This window comes from Mesorhizobium sp. M1A.F.Ca.IN.022.07.1.1 (assembly GCF_003997575.1).
Classification (GTDB): Bacteria; Pseudomonadota; Alphaproteobacteria; order Rhizobiales; family Rhizobiaceae; genus Mesorhizobium.
Map to the genome: position 1 here is coordinate 1 of NZ_RZST01000117.1, position 15415 is coordinate 15415.

At 63.5% G+C, this 15415-nt stretch carries 20 protein-coding genes and 1 pseudogene; 11 read left to right on the top strand and 10 right to left on the bottom strand.

The window, feature by feature from the left end; all coding sequences use genetic code 11:
- Positions 1-558, bottom strand: a 558-nt coding sequence (locus EOA75_RS15225; protein WP_127324576.1) for an LLM class flavin-dependent oxidoreductase, incomplete at its 3' end; no start/stop codon positions are given.
- Positions 559-783: 225 nt separating this feature from the next.
- On the opposite strand from EOA75_RS15225, the gene EOA75_RS15230 reads away from it, so the two are divergent.
- Positions 784-1212, top strand: coding sequence for a DUF6481 family protein (locus EOA75_RS15230; RefSeq protein ID WP_095776825.1), 429 nt, complete (start codon positions 784-786; stop codon positions 1210-1212).
- 65 nt (positions 1213-1277) lie between these two features.
- Here EOA75_RS15230 and EOA75_RS15235 read toward each other — a convergent pair.
- Both EOA75_RS15235 and EOA75_RS35600 read right to left on the bottom strand, forming a co-directional pair.
- Positions 1278-1623 (bottom strand): annotated as a pseudogene (locus EOA75_RS15235) (multidrug efflux SMR transporter).
- A gap of 197 nt (positions 1624-1820) precedes the next feature.
- A complete protein-coding gene (locus tag EOA75_RS35600) occupies positions 1821-1946 on the bottom strand; it encodes a hypothetical protein (RefSeq protein ID WP_082953831.1) in 126 nt (41 codons plus the stop codon).
- Between the two features lie 248 nt (positions 1947-2194).
- On the opposite strand from EOA75_RS35600, the gene EOA75_RS15245 reads away from it, so the two are divergent.
- Together EOA75_RS15245 and EOA75_RS15250 are read left to right on the top strand one after the other, a co-directional pair.
- Positions 2195-3154, top strand: coding sequence for a cation diffusion facilitator family transporter (locus EOA75_RS15245; RefSeq protein WP_127324577.1), 960 nt, complete (start codon positions 2195-2197; stop codon positions 3152-3154).
- A 34-nt stretch (positions 3155-3188) separates the two neighbouring features.
- Positions 3189-3593, top strand: coding sequence for a GFA family protein (locus EOA75_RS15250; protein ID WP_127324578.1), 405 nt, complete (start codon positions 3189-3191; stop codon positions 3591-3593).
- A 15-nt stretch (positions 3594-3608) separates the two neighbouring features.
- Here EOA75_RS15250 and EOA75_RS15255 read toward each other — a convergent pair whose 3' ends face one another.
- Positions 3609-4859 carry a DNA recombination protein RmuC gene (locus EOA75_RS15255; RefSeq protein WP_127324579.1) on the bottom strand — a complete coding sequence of 417 codons (1251 nt, stop codon included), beginning with the start codon at positions 4857-4859 and terminating at the stop codon, positions 3609-3611.
- 103 nt (positions 4860-4962) lie between these two features.
- On the opposite strand from EOA75_RS15255, the gene def reads away from it, so the two are divergent.
- The 6 genes from def to truA all read left to right on the top strand — a co-directional run bounded on the left by def (position 4963) and on the right by truA (position 8882).
- The gene (gene def, locus EOA75_RS15260; RefSeq protein ID WP_127324580.1) at positions 4963-5493 is read left to right on the top strand and encodes a peptide deformylase; all 531 of its coding nucleotides are present in this window, start codon (positions 4963-4965) and stop codon (positions 5491-5493) included.
- Between the two features lie 418 nt (positions 5494-5911).
- Positions 5912-6190 (top strand): plasmid stabilization protein, encoded by a 279-nt coding sequence (locus tag EOA75_RS15265; RefSeq protein WP_082953832.1) that lies wholly within the window; start codon positions 5912-5914, stop codon positions 6188-6190.
- Positions 6187-6612, top strand: coding sequence for a type II toxin-antitoxin system VapC family toxin (locus EOA75_RS15270; protein ID WP_067323771.1), 426 nt, complete (start codon positions 6187-6189; stop codon positions 6610-6612). Before EOA75_RS15265 ends, EOA75_RS15270 begins: the two co-directional genes overlap by 4 nt.
- 19 nt (positions 6613-6631) lie before the next feature.
- Positions 6632-7567: a methionyl-tRNA formyltransferase gene (fmt, locus tag EOA75_RS15275; protein ID WP_067323773.1), complete on the top strand. Its 936-nt coding sequence runs from the start codon at positions 6632-6634 to the stop codon at positions 7565-7567.
- Positions 7564-8070 (top strand): N-acetyltransferase, encoded by a 507-nt coding sequence (locus EOA75_RS15280; RefSeq protein WP_067323775.1) that lies wholly within the window; start codon positions 7564-7566, stop codon positions 8068-8070. The genes fmt and EOA75_RS15280 overlap by 4 nt, the downstream gene beginning before the upstream one ends.
- Before the next feature lie 23 nt (positions 8071-8093).
- A complete protein-coding gene (gene truA / locus EOA75_RS15285; protein ID WP_127324581.1) occupies positions 8094-8882 on the top strand; it encodes a tRNA pseudouridine(38-40) synthase TruA in 789 nt (262 codons plus the stop codon).
- Here truA and EOA75_RS15290 read toward each other — a convergent pair.
- Together EOA75_RS15290 and dapE are read right to left on the bottom strand one after the other, a co-directional pair.
- Positions 8879-9484 (bottom strand): transporter, encoded by a 606-nt coding sequence (locus EOA75_RS15290; RefSeq protein ID WP_067003046.1) that lies wholly within the window; start codon positions 9482-9484, stop codon positions 8879-8881. The two genes, truA and EOA75_RS15290, sit on opposite strands and share 4 nt — an antisense overlap.
- Positions 9485-9486: 2 nt before the next feature.
- Complete coding sequence (gene dapE / locus EOA75_RS15295; RefSeq protein ID WP_127215197.1) at positions 9487-10686, bottom strand: succinyl-diaminopimelate desuccinylase; 1200 nt, start codon at positions 10684-10686, stop codon at positions 9487-9489.
- Between the two features lie 118 nt (positions 10687-10804).
- Between dapE and EOA75_RS15300 the strand changes: the two genes are divergently transcribed.
- The gene (locus EOA75_RS15300; protein WP_127215198.1) at positions 10805-11839 is read left to right on the top strand and encodes a 2-dehydropantoate 2-reductase; all 1035 of its coding nucleotides are present in this window, start codon (positions 10805-10807) and stop codon (positions 11837-11839) included.
- A gap of 146 nt (positions 11840-11985) precedes the next feature.
- Here the strand turns inward: EOA75_RS15300 and EOA75_RS15305 are convergent, their stop codons facing one another.
- From EOA75_RS15305 to dapD, 3 genes are all read right to left on the bottom strand, one after another.
- Positions 11986-12363 carry a DUF805 domain-containing protein gene (locus EOA75_RS15305; RefSeq protein WP_067003040.1) on the bottom strand — a complete coding sequence of 126 codons (378 nt, stop codon included), beginning with the start codon at positions 12361-12363 and terminating at the stop codon, positions 11986-11988.
- Positions 12356-12718: a DUF805 domain-containing protein gene (locus EOA75_RS15310; protein WP_067323786.1), complete on the bottom strand. Its 363-nt coding sequence runs from the start codon at positions 12716-12718 to the stop codon at positions 12356-12358. The genes EOA75_RS15305 and EOA75_RS15310 overlap by 8 nt, the downstream gene beginning before the upstream one ends.
- 70 nt (positions 12719-12788) lie before the next feature.
- Complete coding sequence (gene dapD / locus EOA75_RS15315) at positions 12789-13643, bottom strand: 2,3,4,5-tetrahydropyridine-2,6-dicarboxylate N-succinyltransferase (protein ID WP_127324582.1); 855 nt, start codon at positions 13641-13643, stop codon at positions 12789-12791.
- Positions 13644-13786: 143 nt separating this feature from the next.
- On the opposite strand from dapD, the gene EOA75_RS15320 reads away from it, so the two are divergent.
- Positions 13787-14626, top strand: a complete 840-nt coding sequence (locus EOA75_RS15320) for an LOG family protein (RefSeq protein WP_082953833.1) — start codon at positions 13787-13789, stop codon at positions 14624-14626.
- A gap of 67 nt (positions 14627-14693) precedes the next feature.
- On the opposite strand, the gene EOA75_RS15325 is transcribed toward EOA75_RS15320, so the two are convergent.
- Positions 14694-15401, bottom strand: a complete 708-nt coding sequence (locus tag EOA75_RS15325; RefSeq protein WP_067003034.1) for a pyrimidine 5'-nucleotidase — start codon at positions 15399-15401, stop codon at positions 14694-14696.
- Positions 15402-15415 lie beyond the last annotated feature (14 nt).

The window sequence follows — 15415 nt, forward strand, 5'->3', positions numbered from 1 at the left end:
GGCGGCGGACTGCGGCGTCCCGCCAATAGCGATCCAGATCGGCAGCTTGTCCCGGAAAGGTCGGGGATAGACGCCGCGGCCGTTGATCGGCGCGCGCAGCTTGCCCTGCCACGTCACCTTCACCTGGTCGCGGATGGCAAGCAGGAGATCGAGCTTCTCGGCGAAGAGCTCGTCATAGTCCTCGAGATTGTAACCGAACAGCGGAAACGATTCGATGAAGGAGCCGCGCCCGGCCATGATCTCGGCGCGGCCGCCGGACAGAAGGTCGAGCGTCGCGAACTGCTGGAAGACCCGCACCGGATCGTCGGAAGAAAGCACCGTGACCGCGCTGGTGAGCTTGATCCGCTTCGTCCGCTCCGCGGCCGCGGCCAGCGCCACGACCGGCGCCGAGGCCGCATAGTCGGGGCGATGGTGTTCGCCGAGGCCGAACACGTCGAGACCGACCTGGTCGGCCAGCTCGACCTCCTCGGTCAGGTTGCGCAGCCGTTCGTGCGGGCCGATGGCGCCGGGGCCCGGCTCCGGGCTGACATCCGCGAAAGTGTAGAGGCCAAGTTCCATTTTCATGCATCCTGATGCGCCGCTTGGCGTTGATTGTTGGCGCTAGAGGTAGCGACCGGCCCCCAGAGCCGCCAGAGGCGCGATTTGTGAACAGTGCATCGCGCCGCGACGACGTATCCCGACGGCAACAGCCCAGATTTTCATGGCTGGCATACCGTTTTGGCGCTTGAACTCACCGCTTTCGCGCGTATGTAAGCGTCGCGAATTGACTTCAGGGAAGTGGACTTGGCTATTTACAGGGAAAAAGACATATTCGAGCGGCGCAACGCCGCGAACGAGGCAAAGAAGGCGCTCCTGGAGCGCTTCAAGTCAAAGCCGGCGGCGGACGACCCAGCGGTTCTGGCGCGTCAGGCGGAACGCAAGGCGATCCTCGAGGCCCGTGCTATCCGCGAGGCCGAGAAGGCCCGGTTGAAGCAGGAAAAGCTGGCGCGCGAAGCGGCCGAGAAGGCTGAACGCGAGGCAGTGGCCGAAGCGGCCCGTATTGCTGCCGAAGAGGCAGCGGCTGCCGAGGCCAAGATCCGCGAAGCCGAGGAAACCGAACGCATCGCCCGCCTGCTCGCCGAGGAGGCCGAACGCAAGGCCAAGCGCGATGCGCGCTACGCCGCCCGCAAGGCGCGCGTCGGTCGCACGCCTCCGGGCTTCTCGGCCCGCTAGGTTCGAGTTCGTTTCGAAAATGAGTCAGGGTCGCCAGGAGCGGCCCTGAACGCGTTCGTGCTGCATCAGCCGACGAGCTTCAGCCCGACGATGCCGCAGACGATCAGGCCGATGCAGGCAAGCCGCACTGCGGTCGCCGGCTCGCCGAGCAGCCAGATGCCGAGCAAGGCCGTGCCGACAGTGCCGATGCCGGTCCATACCGCATAGGCCGTGCCGACGGGCAATGTCTCAGTGTCAGTTGAGCCCAAGACGGCGCAGCTTCAACGCAAGCCCGAGCAGGCCAAGGCTGACGATCATCGAGACGATCGTGAGCACGGTCGGCAGCGGCTTCGAGAAACCATCGGTATATTTGAGGCCGATCGCCCAGCCGATCTCGAACAGGCCGGCGAAGAAAAGGAAGATCCAGGACATCGCGAACGCTCCATCGATCGAGCATCGAATGCTCGACGTTTGACGTGGCGGGTCGTCCCGGCCGGGTTTCGGGGAAGCGAGGTCGTCCTCGCGGTACCGATATAGTGAGTTCTGTACCCCGATCAACAAAACACCGGCAGCATTCGGCATGCCGCCGGTTCAAATCCGCATCGAGACGGATCGGCCGCGCTGACGGCTTACTTCTCCTTGATGCGCATCGCCTTGACCGGCGGCGCCTTCGGAGCCGGGGCCGCGGCCGGTTTCTTGGCGTCCTTTTTCGGCTTGCGGGGTTCCTTGCCCGCCTTCATCGCACCTTTCGCCATGATTCGCTCCTCCGATTTGTGGGCAGCACAAGTGAAACAAGAGAAGCGCCCGACCGCAAGAGGCCGCTTGCAGCTTCGAAAGCCGGCTTGCGCTATGTCAACCGTTTTCCCTTGATCCCGCGACCTCGGGATCGATCGAGGCAACAGAAATGCATAGGGGCATCTGAACCTCGGAGCGGCTGGCGCATTGTCGGTGGAGCTTTGGGCGGCGGCCGCTGAGCTCCCACTTGGAAGAGGATCGGAAGCGCATGGCAGGGCATAGCGGCTCGAAAAGAGTGATCTACGCCGCGCTCGCCGGCAATGTTGCGATCGCCCTGACCAAATTCGCCGCAGCGTCCTTCACAGGCTCTTCAGCCATGCTGTCGGAGGGCGTGCATTCGCTGGTCGACACCGGCAATGGCGCGCTTCTGCTTTACGGCATGCGCCGTGCCGCGCGCCCGCCCGACCGCACGCATCCGCTCGGCCATGGGCGCGAACTCTATTTCTGGAGCTTAATCGTCGCCCTTCTGGTTTTCGCGCTGGGTGCCGGCGTTTCCTTCTATGAGGGCGTCATCCACATCATGGCGCCCGAGCCGATCGTCAACGCCAAGGTCAATTACATCGTCCTTGGTCTTTCTTTTCTGTTCGAAGGCAGTTCCTGGCTGGTGGCGCTGAAGGAGTTCCGCCAGCAAAAGGGCAAGCAGGGCTGGTTTCAGGCGGTGCGCCGCAGCAAGGACCCCAGCGTCTACACCGTGCTGTTCGAGGACAGCGCGGCGCTGCTCGGCCTCGTCGTCGCCTTCGCGGGCATCCTTACGTCTGAACTTCTGGCGATCCCCGAGCTCGACGGCGCCGGCTCGATCGGCATCGCCGTCATCCTCGGCGCCACCGCCATCTTCTTGGCGCGCGAGAGCAAGGGTCTGCTCATCGGTGAGCCCGCTTCGCCCGAGGTGCACCGCAAGGTTCTGGCGATCGCTCAGGAAGACCCGGCCGTGCAGCGGGCGAACGGCATACTGAGCGTCCATATCGGCCCGGAGGAGATCGTCGCAGGCCTAAGCATCGAATTCGAAGATCATCTCACGGCGCCTGAGATCGAAGCCTGCGTTGAACGCCTGGAGGCGCGACTGAAAAGCGACATGCCCGAAATCACCAGGCTGTTCGTCAAGCCGCAGGCGACTGGCACATGGGAGCGCAGGCGTAAGGCTATCGCCGGGACCTCCGAAGAGGATTAGATTTGAGCGAAGCAATCTTTTGGGAGCATGCCGAATGAGAATCGACGGCGCGTGTCATTGCGGCGCCATCACCTACGAAGCGGAGGTCGATCCCGAAAAGACCTCGATCTGCCATTGCGCCGATTGCCAGCAACTGACGGGAACGGCCTTTCGCGTGACAGTGGGCGCGCCAGAAGAGGATTACCGGATTACCAAGGGCACGCCGAAGGTCTACATCAAGACCGGATCCAGCGGCGCCAAGCGCGCTCAGGGGTTTTGCGGCGAATGCGGATCGCATCTCTATGCCACGTCGGTTGGCGATGGACCGAAAATCTACGGCATTCGGGTGGGCACGGCGCGCCAGCGCGACCAGCTGGTGCCGAGAAGACAGGTTTGGCACCGCTCGGCGTTGCACTGGCTGCCGGAGATCGAAGGCATCACCACCATCGAGGAGCAGTAACGGAGTTACGGCAGCTCAGTCGTCGCCTTCGACGACGCGCAGCCTGAGCTGACCCGTCTTGGAATCGGCCACGCGTGCGCCCGCCTCCACCTTGGCAGGACCGCGTGGCGGTTCGGGTTCGCCCTCGGCGAACTCCAGCGCCTCGATCTTCTGCCCGCGTTTGGTGACCTTCGTCGTCGAGACGAGGATGTCGTCGATATCCCTGGCCGCCTGGCCGAAATGCGTCTGCAGCCGGCGCACGCGCTCGTCGACTCGCGCCACGTCCTCCATCAGGCGGATGACCTCGCCCTGGATCAGATGCGCCTGCTCGCGCATGCGCGCGTCCTTCAGGATCGCCTGGATGACCTGGATCGACAGCATCAGCAAGGACGGCGAGACGATGACGACGCGGGCGCGGTGCGCCTTCTGCACTACGGCCTCGAAATTCTCGTGAATCTCGGCGAACACCGATTCCGAGGGCACGAACATGAAGGCGGTGTCCTGCGTCTCGCCCTGGATCAGGTATTTTTCCGCGATGTCGCGGATATGCACCTCGATGTCGCGCCGGAACGCCTGCGCCGCCGCCTTCTGCAAGTCGGCGGCTTCGGCGGCACGAATGGCATTCCAGGCCTCCAGCGGAAACTTGGCGTCGATGGCGAGCATCGGCGCGCCGTTCGGCATCCGCACCAGGCAGTCGGGCCGGCTGCCGTTGGAAAGGCTCGCCTGGAACTCGTAGGCGCCGTGCGGCAGGCCGTCGGCAATGATCGCCTCCATGCGCGACTGGCCGAAGGCGCCGCGAGTCTGCTTGTTGGAGAGGATCGCCTGCAGCTGCACGACCTGTCCGGCTAAAGACTGGATGTTGCCCTGCGCCGTGTCGATCACCGCCAGCCGCTCCTGCAGTTTGGCCAGGCTCTCATGCGTCGACTTGGTCTGCTCGGCCATGGTCTGGCCAAGACGGCCGGTCATGGCGTCGAGCCGCTGTCCGAGCGATTGGGTGAGCTCGGCCTGCCTGGCGCCGAACACTTCGGCGATAGCGCCCATGCGACCCTGCATCTCGGCCTGCGCCTGAAGAATGTCCGCCATCCTGGCCTCGGTGTCGCGGGCATGGTCGGCCGCTTCGGCCGCCGCTGCCGCGCGCGCCTTTCCCGCGCGCCACAACGCGATGACGAGCGCCAGGAACAGCGTCAGCAGCAGCAGCGCTCCGAAGCCAAGCGCCTCGCCGAGCCTGATTGTGGTGGCGCCGAGCCGCGCCACGGGTTGCGAAAGGATCGAGGTCATGTCGTTCATTTGGGCAGCATAACCGATTCGCTCTGCTGGCACAGATCAAAACGTGAACAAGTCAAAGCCGCCCCGGTTGACGCTTTTCCATCGACGTCTTAGGTGAGACGCCATGTCGATCAAGCCGCTCATCATCCTTCCCGATCCAATCCTGCGCCAGGTTTCCAAACCGGTCGAGCGCGTCGACGGTGACTTGCGCAAGCTCACCGACGAGATGCTGGAAACCATGTATGACGCGCCGGGAATCGGGCTGGCGGCGATCCAGGTCGGCGAGCCGCGGCGTTTGCTGGTCATCGACCTCGCCAAGGAAGGCGAGCCGCCGGCGCCGCATGTCTTCATCAATCCGGAAATCCTCGAAAGCTCCGACGAGCGCTCGGTCTATGAGGAAGGCTGCCTGTCGATCCCTGACTACTATGCCGAGGTCGAGCGTCCCGCGGCGGTGCGGGTGAAATATCTCGACCGCGAGGGCAAGCTGCAGGAGATGCAGGCCGAAGGCCTGATGGCGACGTGCCTGCAGCACGAGATCGACCATCTTAACGGCGTGCTGTTCATCGACCATATCTCGAAGCTGAAGCGCGACATGGTGGTCAGGAAATTCAAGAAGCTCGCCAAGGACAAGGCGCCGGGCAAGATGGCGGGCTGAACCTCATTCGAGCATTCCACGCAGGATCCAGTCTTTCCCGACTTCGATGGCTTTGGAACCCAACTCAAACGCAAGCGCGCGAGACTTTGGCGAGAATATCAAAACCACGACTAATGCCACTGCAAAAAGCGGCGTGAGGTAGACAGCTAATGCCCGCTCACGTCGTTTGGACAACTCGCCCTTCGTAGTTCCTCATCGAGCGATTTGAACCTGGCGTACGACACGCCCCAAATGTCTTTTGACGAGTCTTCATATGAATGGCTCCGAAGGGGCAAGAGGCCCGAATCATATGAGGAAAGCATTCGAACTTAGTTACCGAAGAGTCTTCAGCGCCGCGCAAACCCGTGCTGGGTATGATTGAGCAAATCGCTTAACCATGATATCATGATATCAATTTGGAGGTTTAGCCTTGAGCGATATGCTAATCAGAAATGTACCAGAACCCCTAAAGCGCGAAATTGAGCAAGCCGCTCGAAAAGTCGGCCAGAGCCTATCGGGCAAAGCCATCGATCTTTTGTGGAAGGGCATGAGTGTGGAAAAGGAAAGAAGGCTAGAGCCAAACTTCTCAGCATGGGAGAGTATCCGCTCCGCATTCGCAAACGAAAGCGCAATTGACAACGAGTTTGCTGAGACAATGGCTGAAATCGAAGCTGCGAGGAAACAGGACTTTGGCCCCTTGGTCGAGGGTTTCGATTGATTATTCTCGACACCAACGTCGTTTCCGAAGCAAGCAGGATCACACCTGATCCGAACGTGGTCGAATGGTTTCGCAAACAGGATCTGCTCAATCTTTACCTGTGCGGCCCGGTCGTCATGGAACAATCTTTCGGCGCCGAGAGATTTCTGAATAAGACCGGCTCTGATCGGCACGTTCGTGCTCTCGACCATCTGATCTCGAAGCAGTTTTCGGGTCGCATCGTTGACTTTGCTGGCTCGGTACCTCGCCTTACCGGCAAGCTTCGGGCAATGCGGGAAAATCTCGGTCGTCCGGTCAGTCTTTCCGATGCCATGATTGCGGCTATCTGTCTGGCCCATGACGCTACGCTTGCGACACGCAATGTTCGTGACTTCGACGAGCTTGGCCTGAAGCTCGTGAACCCGTTTGAAGCGGACGCCTGAACATAGCATGGCAGGAGAAATGCCCCTTCGCGTCATCTTTATGGGCACGCCGGAGTTTTCCGTGCCGACGCTCAGCGCCATCGCCGAGGCCGGCCACGAGATTGCCGCCGTCTATACGCAGCCGCCGCGCGCCGCCGGCCGGCGCGGGTTGGAATTGACGCCCTCGCCCGTGCAGCGCGAGGCGGAACGGCTCGGGCTCGAGGTGCGCACGCCGACATCGCTCAAGGCAGAGACCGAGCAGCAGGCCTTTGCCGGTTTGCGGGCCGATGTCGCCGTGGTCGTCGCCTATGGCCTCCTTCTGCCGAAACCCGTTCTTGAGGCCACCAGGCTCGGGTGCCTCAACGGCCATGCCTCACTTTTGCCGCGTTGGCGCGGTGCTGCTCCCATACAGCGCGCCATCATGGCCGGCGATGTCGAAACCGGCATGATGGTGATGCGCATGGAAGAGGGGCTGGACACCGGCCCGGTGGCATTGGTTGAAAAATGCGCCATTGGTCCCGATATGACCGCCGGGGAATTGCATGACCTCCTCATGGCTCGAGGCGCCTCGCTGATGGTGGATGCGCTCGCACAGTTGGGGATAAATTGTCTGACATTTGCCCCGCAGGCGACGGAAGGGGTGACCTATGCGCGAAAGATCGATAAATCGGAGACACGCGTAGACTGGACGCGGCCTGCCGGCGAAGTCCACAATCACATTCGCGGCCTCTCGCCCTTTCCGGGCGCGTGGTGCGAGGTCGAAATTGGTGGCCGCGTGGAGCGGCTGAAACTGCTTCGCTCGACGCTTTCCAACGGCGTCGGCGAGTCGGGAGGTATTCTCGATGATCGGCTGACGGTCGCCTGCGGGTCAGGCGCGGTGCGGCTGGTCGAAGTTCAACGGGCGGGTGGAAGGCCCGCCGCCGCGCAGGAGTTTTTGCGCGGGGCCAAGATCGAAAAAGGAACGAAACTCCAATGAGCATGATGTCGATACGTGCGGCGACGCCGCGGGATCGCGAGGCGATCCGCCTCGTCGAAGAGCATGCCTTCGGCCAGCAGGCGGAGGCCGGCCTGGTCGATGCGCTGGTCACCGGCGGCGACGCCGTCGTCGAGCTGGTTGCGGAAGAAGATGGCCAGGTCGTCGGCCACATCCTGTTTTCCAGGCTTTTTGTGCAGAACGGCGGCAAGCGCTTCGCGGCCGTGGCGCTGGCGCCGCTGGCCGTCGAGCCGTCCTTCCACGGCACCGGCATCGGCGGCGCGCTGATCCGCGAGGCGCATGTCCGCCTGAAGGAAGCCGGCGAGGCTTTGGCGGTGGTGCTCGGCGATCCGGCCTATTACGGCCGCTTCGGCTACACCCACGCCCGCGCCGAGAAATTCGAGAGCGAATACCAGGGCGAGGCGCTGCAGGCGCTGGCCTGGGGCGACGCGCCCGAGGCCGGCAGACTGCTATACGCTTCGGCCTTCACCGCGCTGGCCGCCTAGGCGAGCGCGAACGCAGAGCTGGCATGCCGCGTTTTCGACTCGATATCGAATATGACGGCAGCCGATTCGCCGGCTGGCAGCATCAGGCGGACCAGCTTTCGGTGCAGCAGGCGATCGAGCAGGCGATCGAAAAGTTCTGCGGCGAAGAGGTGCGAATACGTGCCGCCGGCCGCACCGATGCCGGCGTGCACGCGACCGCCCAGGTGGCCCATGTGGATCTGGCCAGGGACTGGGCGGGCGACAAGGTGCGCGACGCCGTCAACGCCCATCTGCAGGCAGCCGGCGCGCGCATCGCCATCCTCAAGGCTGCCGTCGTCGCCAACGATTTCGATGCGCGGTTTTCGGCCACCGGCCGCCATTATCTCTATCGCATCCTCAACCGCCGCGCCCCGTCGGCGCTTGAAAAGGGCAAGGTCTGGTGGGTACCGAAACGGCTCGATGCCGAGGCCATGCACGAGGCGGCGAAGGTGCTGCTCGGGCGGCACGATTTCACCACCTTCCGCTCCACCCAGTGCCAGGCCGAAAGCCCGGTGCGCACGCTTGACCGTCTCGATGTCACCCGCGCCGGAGATCTCATCGAGGTGCGAACCTCGGCGCGTTCCTTCCTGCACAACCAGGTGCGCTCGATGGTCGGCTCACTGCGCAGGGTCGGCGACGGCTCCTGGAGCGCCGCCGATCTCAAGGCAGCGCTCGAAGCGCGCAACCGGGCAGCCTGCGGACAGGTAGCGCCGCCCGACGGCCTGTTCTTGGTCGGGGTGGATTATCCGGCGACGGCTGACAAACCCGCCGCGGCAGAGGACGCGGAGACCTAGCCCCTCGCGCCGTCCGGAATGTCGATGCCGAGCAGCGCCTGCAGCCCGAACAAGACGAGCAGCGAGGCGACGAACATGCCGACAAACACCGCGGTGCCGACAGCCGCGCCCTTGCCGATCGTCGCGTTGGTCATGCGCCAGGTCAGCACCATCGACAGCGCGAACAGAAGCAGCGAGACCAAGCCGCTGACCTCGTCGGTCGAAGGCAGGAACAGCCTCAGCAGCGCCGACGGCAGCATCAGCCAGGCGATGATCGCGGAGGCCCAGTTGGAGGCGACGACGTAGTGGACGAAGCGGCTGCCGATGCCGGCGCGCGGCGCGACCAGCGCAAGCGCCACCAGCGGCAGCACCCAGGAACCGATGTCGACGGTTGCCAGCCGGAGCAGCATGCCGAGCCGCCCGGCGAACGCATTCGGATCGCCTATCTCATTGGCGATGCCGACCCAGCCGACGATCAGCGCCGGCGCCGCCACGACGATGGCGAAGAAGGAATTCCAAAAACCGTCCGCAGACAGATCGAGCATGCGCAGGCCGTCGGCCCTGCCGAGCATCAGCCGCCAGGCGCCGGCCAGCGAAGCAAAGGTTTCGTCCGTTGAGAGCATGGTCACGTCAGACCTTGTCCGAACCAGTCCTCGATAAAGCGCTCGTATATCCCTGTCAGCGTCTCGAGATCGGCGACCGCCACGCGCTCGTCGACCATGTGCATGGTCTTGCCGACCAGCCCGAACTCGACCACCGGGCAAAAATCCTTGATGAAACGCGCATCCGAAGTGCCGCCGGAGGTGGAGAGCGAAGGCCTCTTGCCGACCACCGCGGCCACGGAACCGCTCAGCGTGTCGATCAGCTTTTCGTCGCGGGTAAGGAAGACATGGCTCGGCCGGTCGCGCCAGACAAGCTCGTAGTCGACGGCGGTCTTCTTGCCCGGCCGATATTTCTTGCGGCCCGCCGCCTGGTCGAGCCGGTTGTGGATCTCGGCCTGGACGGTCTCGGCATCCCAAGTGTCGTTGAAGCGGATGTTGAACGTGGCGGTGGCCTTGGCCGGGATGACATTGGTCGCCGGGTTGCCGACGTCGATCGACGTCACTTCCAGATTGGTCGGCTGGAAATCCTTTGTTCCCCTGTCGAACACCGGATGGAGCAGCGCGTCGACAAGGCTCATAAGCCCGCGCACCGGGTTGTCGGCAAGTTGCGGATAGGCGGCGTGGCCCTGACGGCCATTGACGATGACGCTGCCGGAGAGCGAGCCGCGCCGGCCGATCTTGATCATATCGCCAAGCGCATCCGGATTGGTCGGCTCGCCGACGATCGAGGCGTCCCATTTCTCGCCCTTGGCGGCAGCCCAGTCGAGCAGCTTCACCGTGCCGTTGATGGCCGGCCCTTCCTCGTCGCCGGTGATCAGCAGCGAGACCGAGCCTTTCGGGCCGCCATTGTTCTCGATGTGGCGCGCCACCGCGGCGATGAAGCAGGCGATGCCGCCTTTCATGTCGACGGCGCCGCGGCCATACATCTCGCCATTGGCGATCTCGGCGGCAAAGGGCGGATGCGTCCACGCCGCCTCGTCGCCGACCGGCACCACGTCGGTATGGCCGGCAAACATCAGATGTGGGCCGTTGCCGGAGCGGCGCGCATAGAGATTTTCGATGTTCGGCGTGCCATCTGCCGAGAATATCGGCCGCTCTACGGCGAAGCCGAGTGGCTTCAGCATGTCTTCCAAGGTCTGCAGCGCGCCGCCTTCGGCGGGCGTCACGGAAGGGCAGCGGATCAGGGCGGCAAGGTTCTGGGCAGGGTCGGTCGGCAATTTCATGGGCAAAGCGATAGTCGAAAGCGGCAGGCCTGTCACGGTGGCAGATGTTCGCCGAGCAAGCCGCCGACAATATGGTTGTCGTGTCGTATAGTCGCGCGGGCCAGGACGGGATGATCGCATGGCCAAAGAAGGAAAGACGATCTCGATAGCCGGCGCCGGCAGCATCGGCTGCTATGTCGGCGGCTGCCTAGCGCTCGCCGGGCGTAAGGTCGTCTTCCTTGGCCGCGGCCGCATTGTGGAGGCGTTGCGCAAGGACGGGCTGCGGATCAGCGATCTTGACGGCCGCGACAGACGCATCGGGCCTGAGACGCTGGCGGTCAGCGACGATCCGGCGCTGGCGCTGCGCAACGCGGATATCGTTCTGGTCACCGTAAAGAGCGGCGCGACCGAGGAGATGGCGGCGCTTGTTGCGGCTCATGCCCGCCCCGATGCCATTGTGATCAGCCTGCAGAATGGCGTCGACAATCCGGACAAACTGCGTGGAGCGCTTCCCGCGCATCGCGTGCTTGCCGGTATGGTTGCGTTCAACGTCGTGCAATCGCCGGATGGCGAGACGCCGTTCAGCGTCCGCCGCGCCAGCGACGGCATGGTCATCATCGAGAATACTGAGCCCGGCCTTTCAGCACTGCTCGATGTCGAAGGACTTGGGGTCGAAACCCATGCCGACATGAGGGCGGTGCAGTGGAGCAAACTGCTGATGAACCTCAACAATGCGCTGGTCGCGCTCTCCGATCTGCCGCTGGCGACCGAATTGGCGGACCGCGGCTGGCGCGTCATTCTGGCGGACCAGATCGACGAGGCGCTGGCCGCAATGAAAGCTTGTCGTATCGAGCCGGCGCGCATCGCTGGGCCGCCCCCATGGCTGCTGCCGAAAGTGCTGCGGCTTCCGGACTGGCTGTTCGGAATCCTGGCCCGGCGGCTGCTGGCGATCGACCCCAAGGCGCGCTCCTCGATGTGGGACGATCTCCATCGTCGTCGGCCGACCGAGGTCGACGAATTGCAGGGAGCGATACTGCGGCTCGCGCAAAAGACCGGCGTGCCGGCGCCTGTGACGAAGCGCATCATGGCGCTGGTGTGTCAGGCGGAAGCGGACAGGCGCGGTCCGCCCGGATTGACGCCCGACGACGTCAGCCGCGGTCCTCGATCAGCGTGATATCTGCGCGACAGGTTCGAGCTCAAATTCTCGGTCTCGTTGACGCCAAGGATGGCGACATCGTCGACCGATTACATCACGCGTTATCTCTGTGATTTAGAGCCGGATCAGATTTGAGGTCGAAACGACCTAAAAATCATCCGGCGCTAGCGGTCGGCCGGCGCATTCGTGCGGCTGCCGTAGCGATTGGATCCGGGCTGTCCCGGAAACAGGCAGAGCACCAGGAAGGCAACGATCGACACGACGGGAACGAACAGCACCAGCGCCGCGATGCCCGGCTTGTCGAGGTCGTGCAGCCGCTTCACTGCCAGCACGACGTTCGACCACAACGAGGCGAGGAACGTGAGGAAGAAGACGAACGACCACATGTTGCTCTCGGCCGAACCTTCCGGCACCAGCGTGAAGCGATAAAGCGGAAAGGCCTGGACGATAGCAACCAGCAATCCGCCGAGAAAATAAGCCGCGCGGCTGACGCGGCCCGAGGTTTTGAAGAAGAGCCAGATGAAGTCTGCTTTTTCAGGCAAGCGGGTCCGGTCCGTATTGATTGGCGCCCCTGGTGCCTTCGAGCATGCCCAGTTCGATGAGCAGCCAGATGCCGCCGATGATGGGTATAAGGCCGATCAGTGTCCACCAGCCCGACTTGTTACGGTCGTGCCAGCGTTTGGCATAGAGAGCAATCGCGAAATAGATCGATGCCAGCGCGACCAGGATGCCGAGGATGCCGATCTGGTCGCCGCCGGCGGTGGTGAAACGTGTGCCGAGGATCGAGTCGAGAATGAACGCAATGATGGCGATGACGATGAATATGCCGATGCCGGCCCAGAACTTGGCCCGGTTGATGCGGCCGTCGAAACTCGTCAGCAGATACTTCCAGTCCATGACGCCCCTCCGTTGAACCAGCGCGACGGAATGTCGCGCCGGCGGAGGGTGCGTCTGTTCGCGGGAAAGATCAATCGCGCAGCAATTCGTTGATCGACGTCTTGGAGCGGGTCCTGGCGTCGACGCGCTTGACGATGACGGCGCAGTAGAGGCTCGGGCCCGGCTCGCCATTTGGCAGCCGCTTGCCCGGCAGCGAGCCGGCGACGACCACCGAATTTGCCGGCACTTCACCGTAGAAGACCTCGCCGGTGGCGCGGTCGACGATCTTGGTCGACTGGCCGATGAACACGCCCATGCCGAGCACCGAGCCTTCGCGCACGATGCAGCCTTCGACCACCTCGGAGCGCGCGCCGATGAAGCAATTGTCCTCGATGATGGTCGGACCGGCCTGCATCGGCTCCAGCACGCCGCCAATGCCGACGCCGCCGGAGAGATGCACGTTCTTGCCGATCTGGGCGCAAGAGCCGACCGAGGCCCAGGTGTCGACCATGGTGCCTGTATCGACATAGGCGCCGACATTGACGAAGGACGGCATCAGCACCGCGCCCGGGGCAACATAGGCCGAGCGGCGCACGACCGAGGACGGCACGGCGCGGAAGCCGGCCTTCTCGAAATCGACCGCGCCCCAGCCCTCGAACTTCGACGGCACCTTGTCCCACCATACCGAGTGGCCCGGGCCGCCCTTGATGATCTCCATCGGGTTCAGCCGGAAGGAGAGCAGCACCGCCTTCTTCAGCCACTGGTTGACCAGCCACTTGCCGTCGTCCTGCCGCTCGGCGACGCGAACCACGCCGCGGTCGAGCAAGTCGAGCGCCGACTGGATGGCGTCGCGCGTTTCGCCGCGGGTCGCGGTCGAAATCGTATCGCGCTCCTCGAAGGCCTTTTCGATGGTCTTTTCGAGGCTCGCCAGATCGGGCTTCGACATGAATTTGCTCCATTACAAAGCTGTTAAGGCCTGCGCCTTAACCTGTTTTGAAATCGCGCGGACCCTATGTGAAGCCTTAATGGGGGTCAATCGCGACTGCGTCACGGGACGGCGCAAGTAAAGGAATTAGGACGGTGGATTCGATGACACCCATGGAAAAGGCGGGCTGGACGCCGCTGCCCCATTCGGACGAGGATCTCGAGCGGTCGAAAAGCGTGCCGGACACGCCGCAGACGCGGGCCGAAACCTATCGCCTGGCCTGGAACGATCCCGACTTCATGACGCGGCGCGAATTGCGTCCGGTGCGCCTGCAGCTCGAGCTCTTGAAGCCGGAGATGATCCTTGCCGAGCGCGGCATCCGCTCGACCGTCATCCTGTTCGGCGGGGCGCGGCTTCCCGAGCCGGGCGGCGCCGCCTGGGCCGCCAAGAACGAGACGCAGAAGAAGAACCTCGAGCTGAACAGCAAATATTACGAAGAGGCGCGCAAGTTCGCCCGGCTGTGCTCGCAGCAGTCGGCCACGTCCTACTATCGCGAATTCGTCGTCGTCACCGGCGGCGGACCGGGAGTCATGGAGGCGGGCAATCGCGGCGCCGACGATGTTGGGGCGCCGTCGATCGGCTTGAACATCGTGCTGCCGCACGAGCAGGCGCCGAACGCCTATGTGACGCCCGAGCTCTGCTTCAACTTCCACTATTTCGCAATCCGCAAGATGCATTTCGTCATGCGCGCCAAGGCGGTCGCCGTGTTTCCGGGCGGCTTCGGCACGATGGACGAATTCTTCGAGACGCTGACGCTGATCCAGACCGGGCGCATGGAGCGCGTGCCGGTGATCCTGTTCGGCAAGGCGTTCTGGCAACGGGCGATCGACCTCGACTTCCTTGCCGAGCAAGGCACGATCTCGCCCGGCGACCAGGACATCATCGATTTCGTCGACACCGCCGACGAAGCCTGGGACATCGTTCGCCGCTTCTACAGCCTCTGAGTGCGCGCTCGTCGTTACCGCAATGACCAGCGAGTTCTGACGACGGCGCCGGCAATCTGGAGTTGGGTCAGCCCGGGACCTCGACGATTGCCGTCAGGAAGCCGGCGAGGTCGTCGGTGACGAAATCCACGTCGTCCTCATTCGCCGGGTCGCGCTCCCAGATCTCGGAGAAAGTCGGCTCGAAATTGCGCGGCACGACCAGCACCGTCGTCATGCCGAGCGATTTCGGCACAGAGAGGTTGCGCGCCAGGTCCTCGAACATCACCGCGTTGTGGCCGGTCACGGAATGCAGCTCGGCGAACCGCTCATAGGTCTGGCGGGCCGGCTTGGGGTTGAGACCCGCCGCGACGATGTCGAAGATGTCGTCGAAATGATCCAATACGCCGAGCTGGCGCGCGGCGCGCTCGGCATGCTTGCGGTCCCCATTGGTGAAAATGAACTTGCGGCCCGGCAATTGGCGGATCGCGGCACCGAGCACCGGATCGGGCACCAGCCAGGAATAGTCGATGTCGTGCACCTTCTCGAGGAAGTCGTCGGGGTCGATGCCGTGGCGCGCCATCAGCCCGTTCAGCGTCGTGCCGTACTCCAGGTAGAGCTCTTTCTGCAGCTTGCGCGCCTCCTCGCGCGAGAGCGTCAGCAGCTCGCCGACATAGGCAGTCATCTTCACGTCGATCTGCGCGAACAGGTTCGAGTGATGCGGATAGAGCGTGTTGTCGAGGTCGAATACCCAATCCGTGACATGGGCAAAACGGGCGGGCTCGGGTGTCGTCGTCATGGCCTCCTTATGGC

Excerpts from the sequence above, each read along its gene's own strand:
- dapE (WP_127215197.1), bottom strand. The coding sequence starts at position 10,686 with ATGAAATTGCCGACCGACCCTGCCCAGAACCTTGCCGCCCTGATCCGC.
- EOA75_RS35600 (WP_082953831.1), bottom strand. The coding sequence starts at position 1,946 with ATGGCGAAAGGTGCGATGAAGGCGGGCAAGGAACCCCGCAAGCCGAAA.
- EOA75_RS15290 (WP_067003046.1), bottom strand. The coding sequence starts at position 9,484 with ATGCTCTCAACGGACGAAACCTTTGCTTCGCTGGCCGGCGCCTGGCGG.
- truA (WP_127324581.1), top strand. The coding sequence starts at position 8,094 with ATGCCGCGTTTTCGACTCGATATCGAATATGACGGCAGCCGATTCGCC.
- EOA75_RS15300 (WP_127215198.1), top strand. The coding sequence starts at position 10,805 with ATGGCCAAAGAAGGAAAGACGATCTCGATAGCCGGCGCCGGCAGCATC.
- EOA75_RS15325 (WP_067003034.1), bottom strand. The coding sequence starts at position 15,401 with ATGACGACGACACCCGAGCCCGCCCGTTTTGCCCATGTCACGGATTGG.
- EOA75_RS15245 (WP_127324577.1), top strand. The coding sequence starts at position 2,195 with ATGGCAGGGCATAGCGGCTCGAAAAGAGTGATCTACGCCGCGCTCGCC.
- fmt (WP_067323773.1), top strand. The coding sequence starts at position 6,632 with ATGCCCCTTCGCGTCATCTTTATGGGCACGCCGGAGTTTTCCGTGCCG.
- EOA75_RS15280 (WP_067323775.1), top strand. The coding sequence starts at position 7,564 with ATGAGCATGATGTCGATACGTGCGGCGACGCCGCGGGATCGCGAGGCG.
- def (WP_127324580.1), top strand. The coding sequence starts at position 4,963 with ATGTCGATCAAGCCGCTCATCATCCTTCCCGATCCAATCCTGCGCCAG.
- EOA75_RS15250 (WP_127324578.1), top strand. The coding sequence starts at position 3,189 with ATGAGAATCGACGGCGCGTGTCATTGCGGCGCCATCACCTACGAAGCG.
- EOA75_RS15255 (WP_127324579.1), bottom strand. The coding sequence starts at position 4,859 with ATGAACGACATGACCTCGATCCTTTCGCAACCCGTGGCGCGGCTCGGC.
- EOA75_RS15310 (WP_067323786.1), bottom strand. The coding sequence starts at position 12,718 with ATGGACTGGAAGTATCTGCTGACGAGTTTCGACGGCCGCATCAACCGG.
- EOA75_RS15320 (WP_082953833.1), top strand. The coding sequence starts at position 13,787 with ATGACACCCATGGAAAAGGCGGGCTGGACGCCGCTGCCCCATTCGGAC.
- EOA75_RS15265 (WP_082953832.1), top strand. The coding sequence starts at position 5,912 with ATGCTAATCAGAAATGTACCAGAACCCCTAAAGCGCGAAATTGAGCAA.
- dapD (WP_127324582.1), bottom strand. The coding sequence starts at position 13,643 with ATGTCGAAGCCCGATCTGGCGAGCCTCGAAAAGACCATCGAAAAGGCC.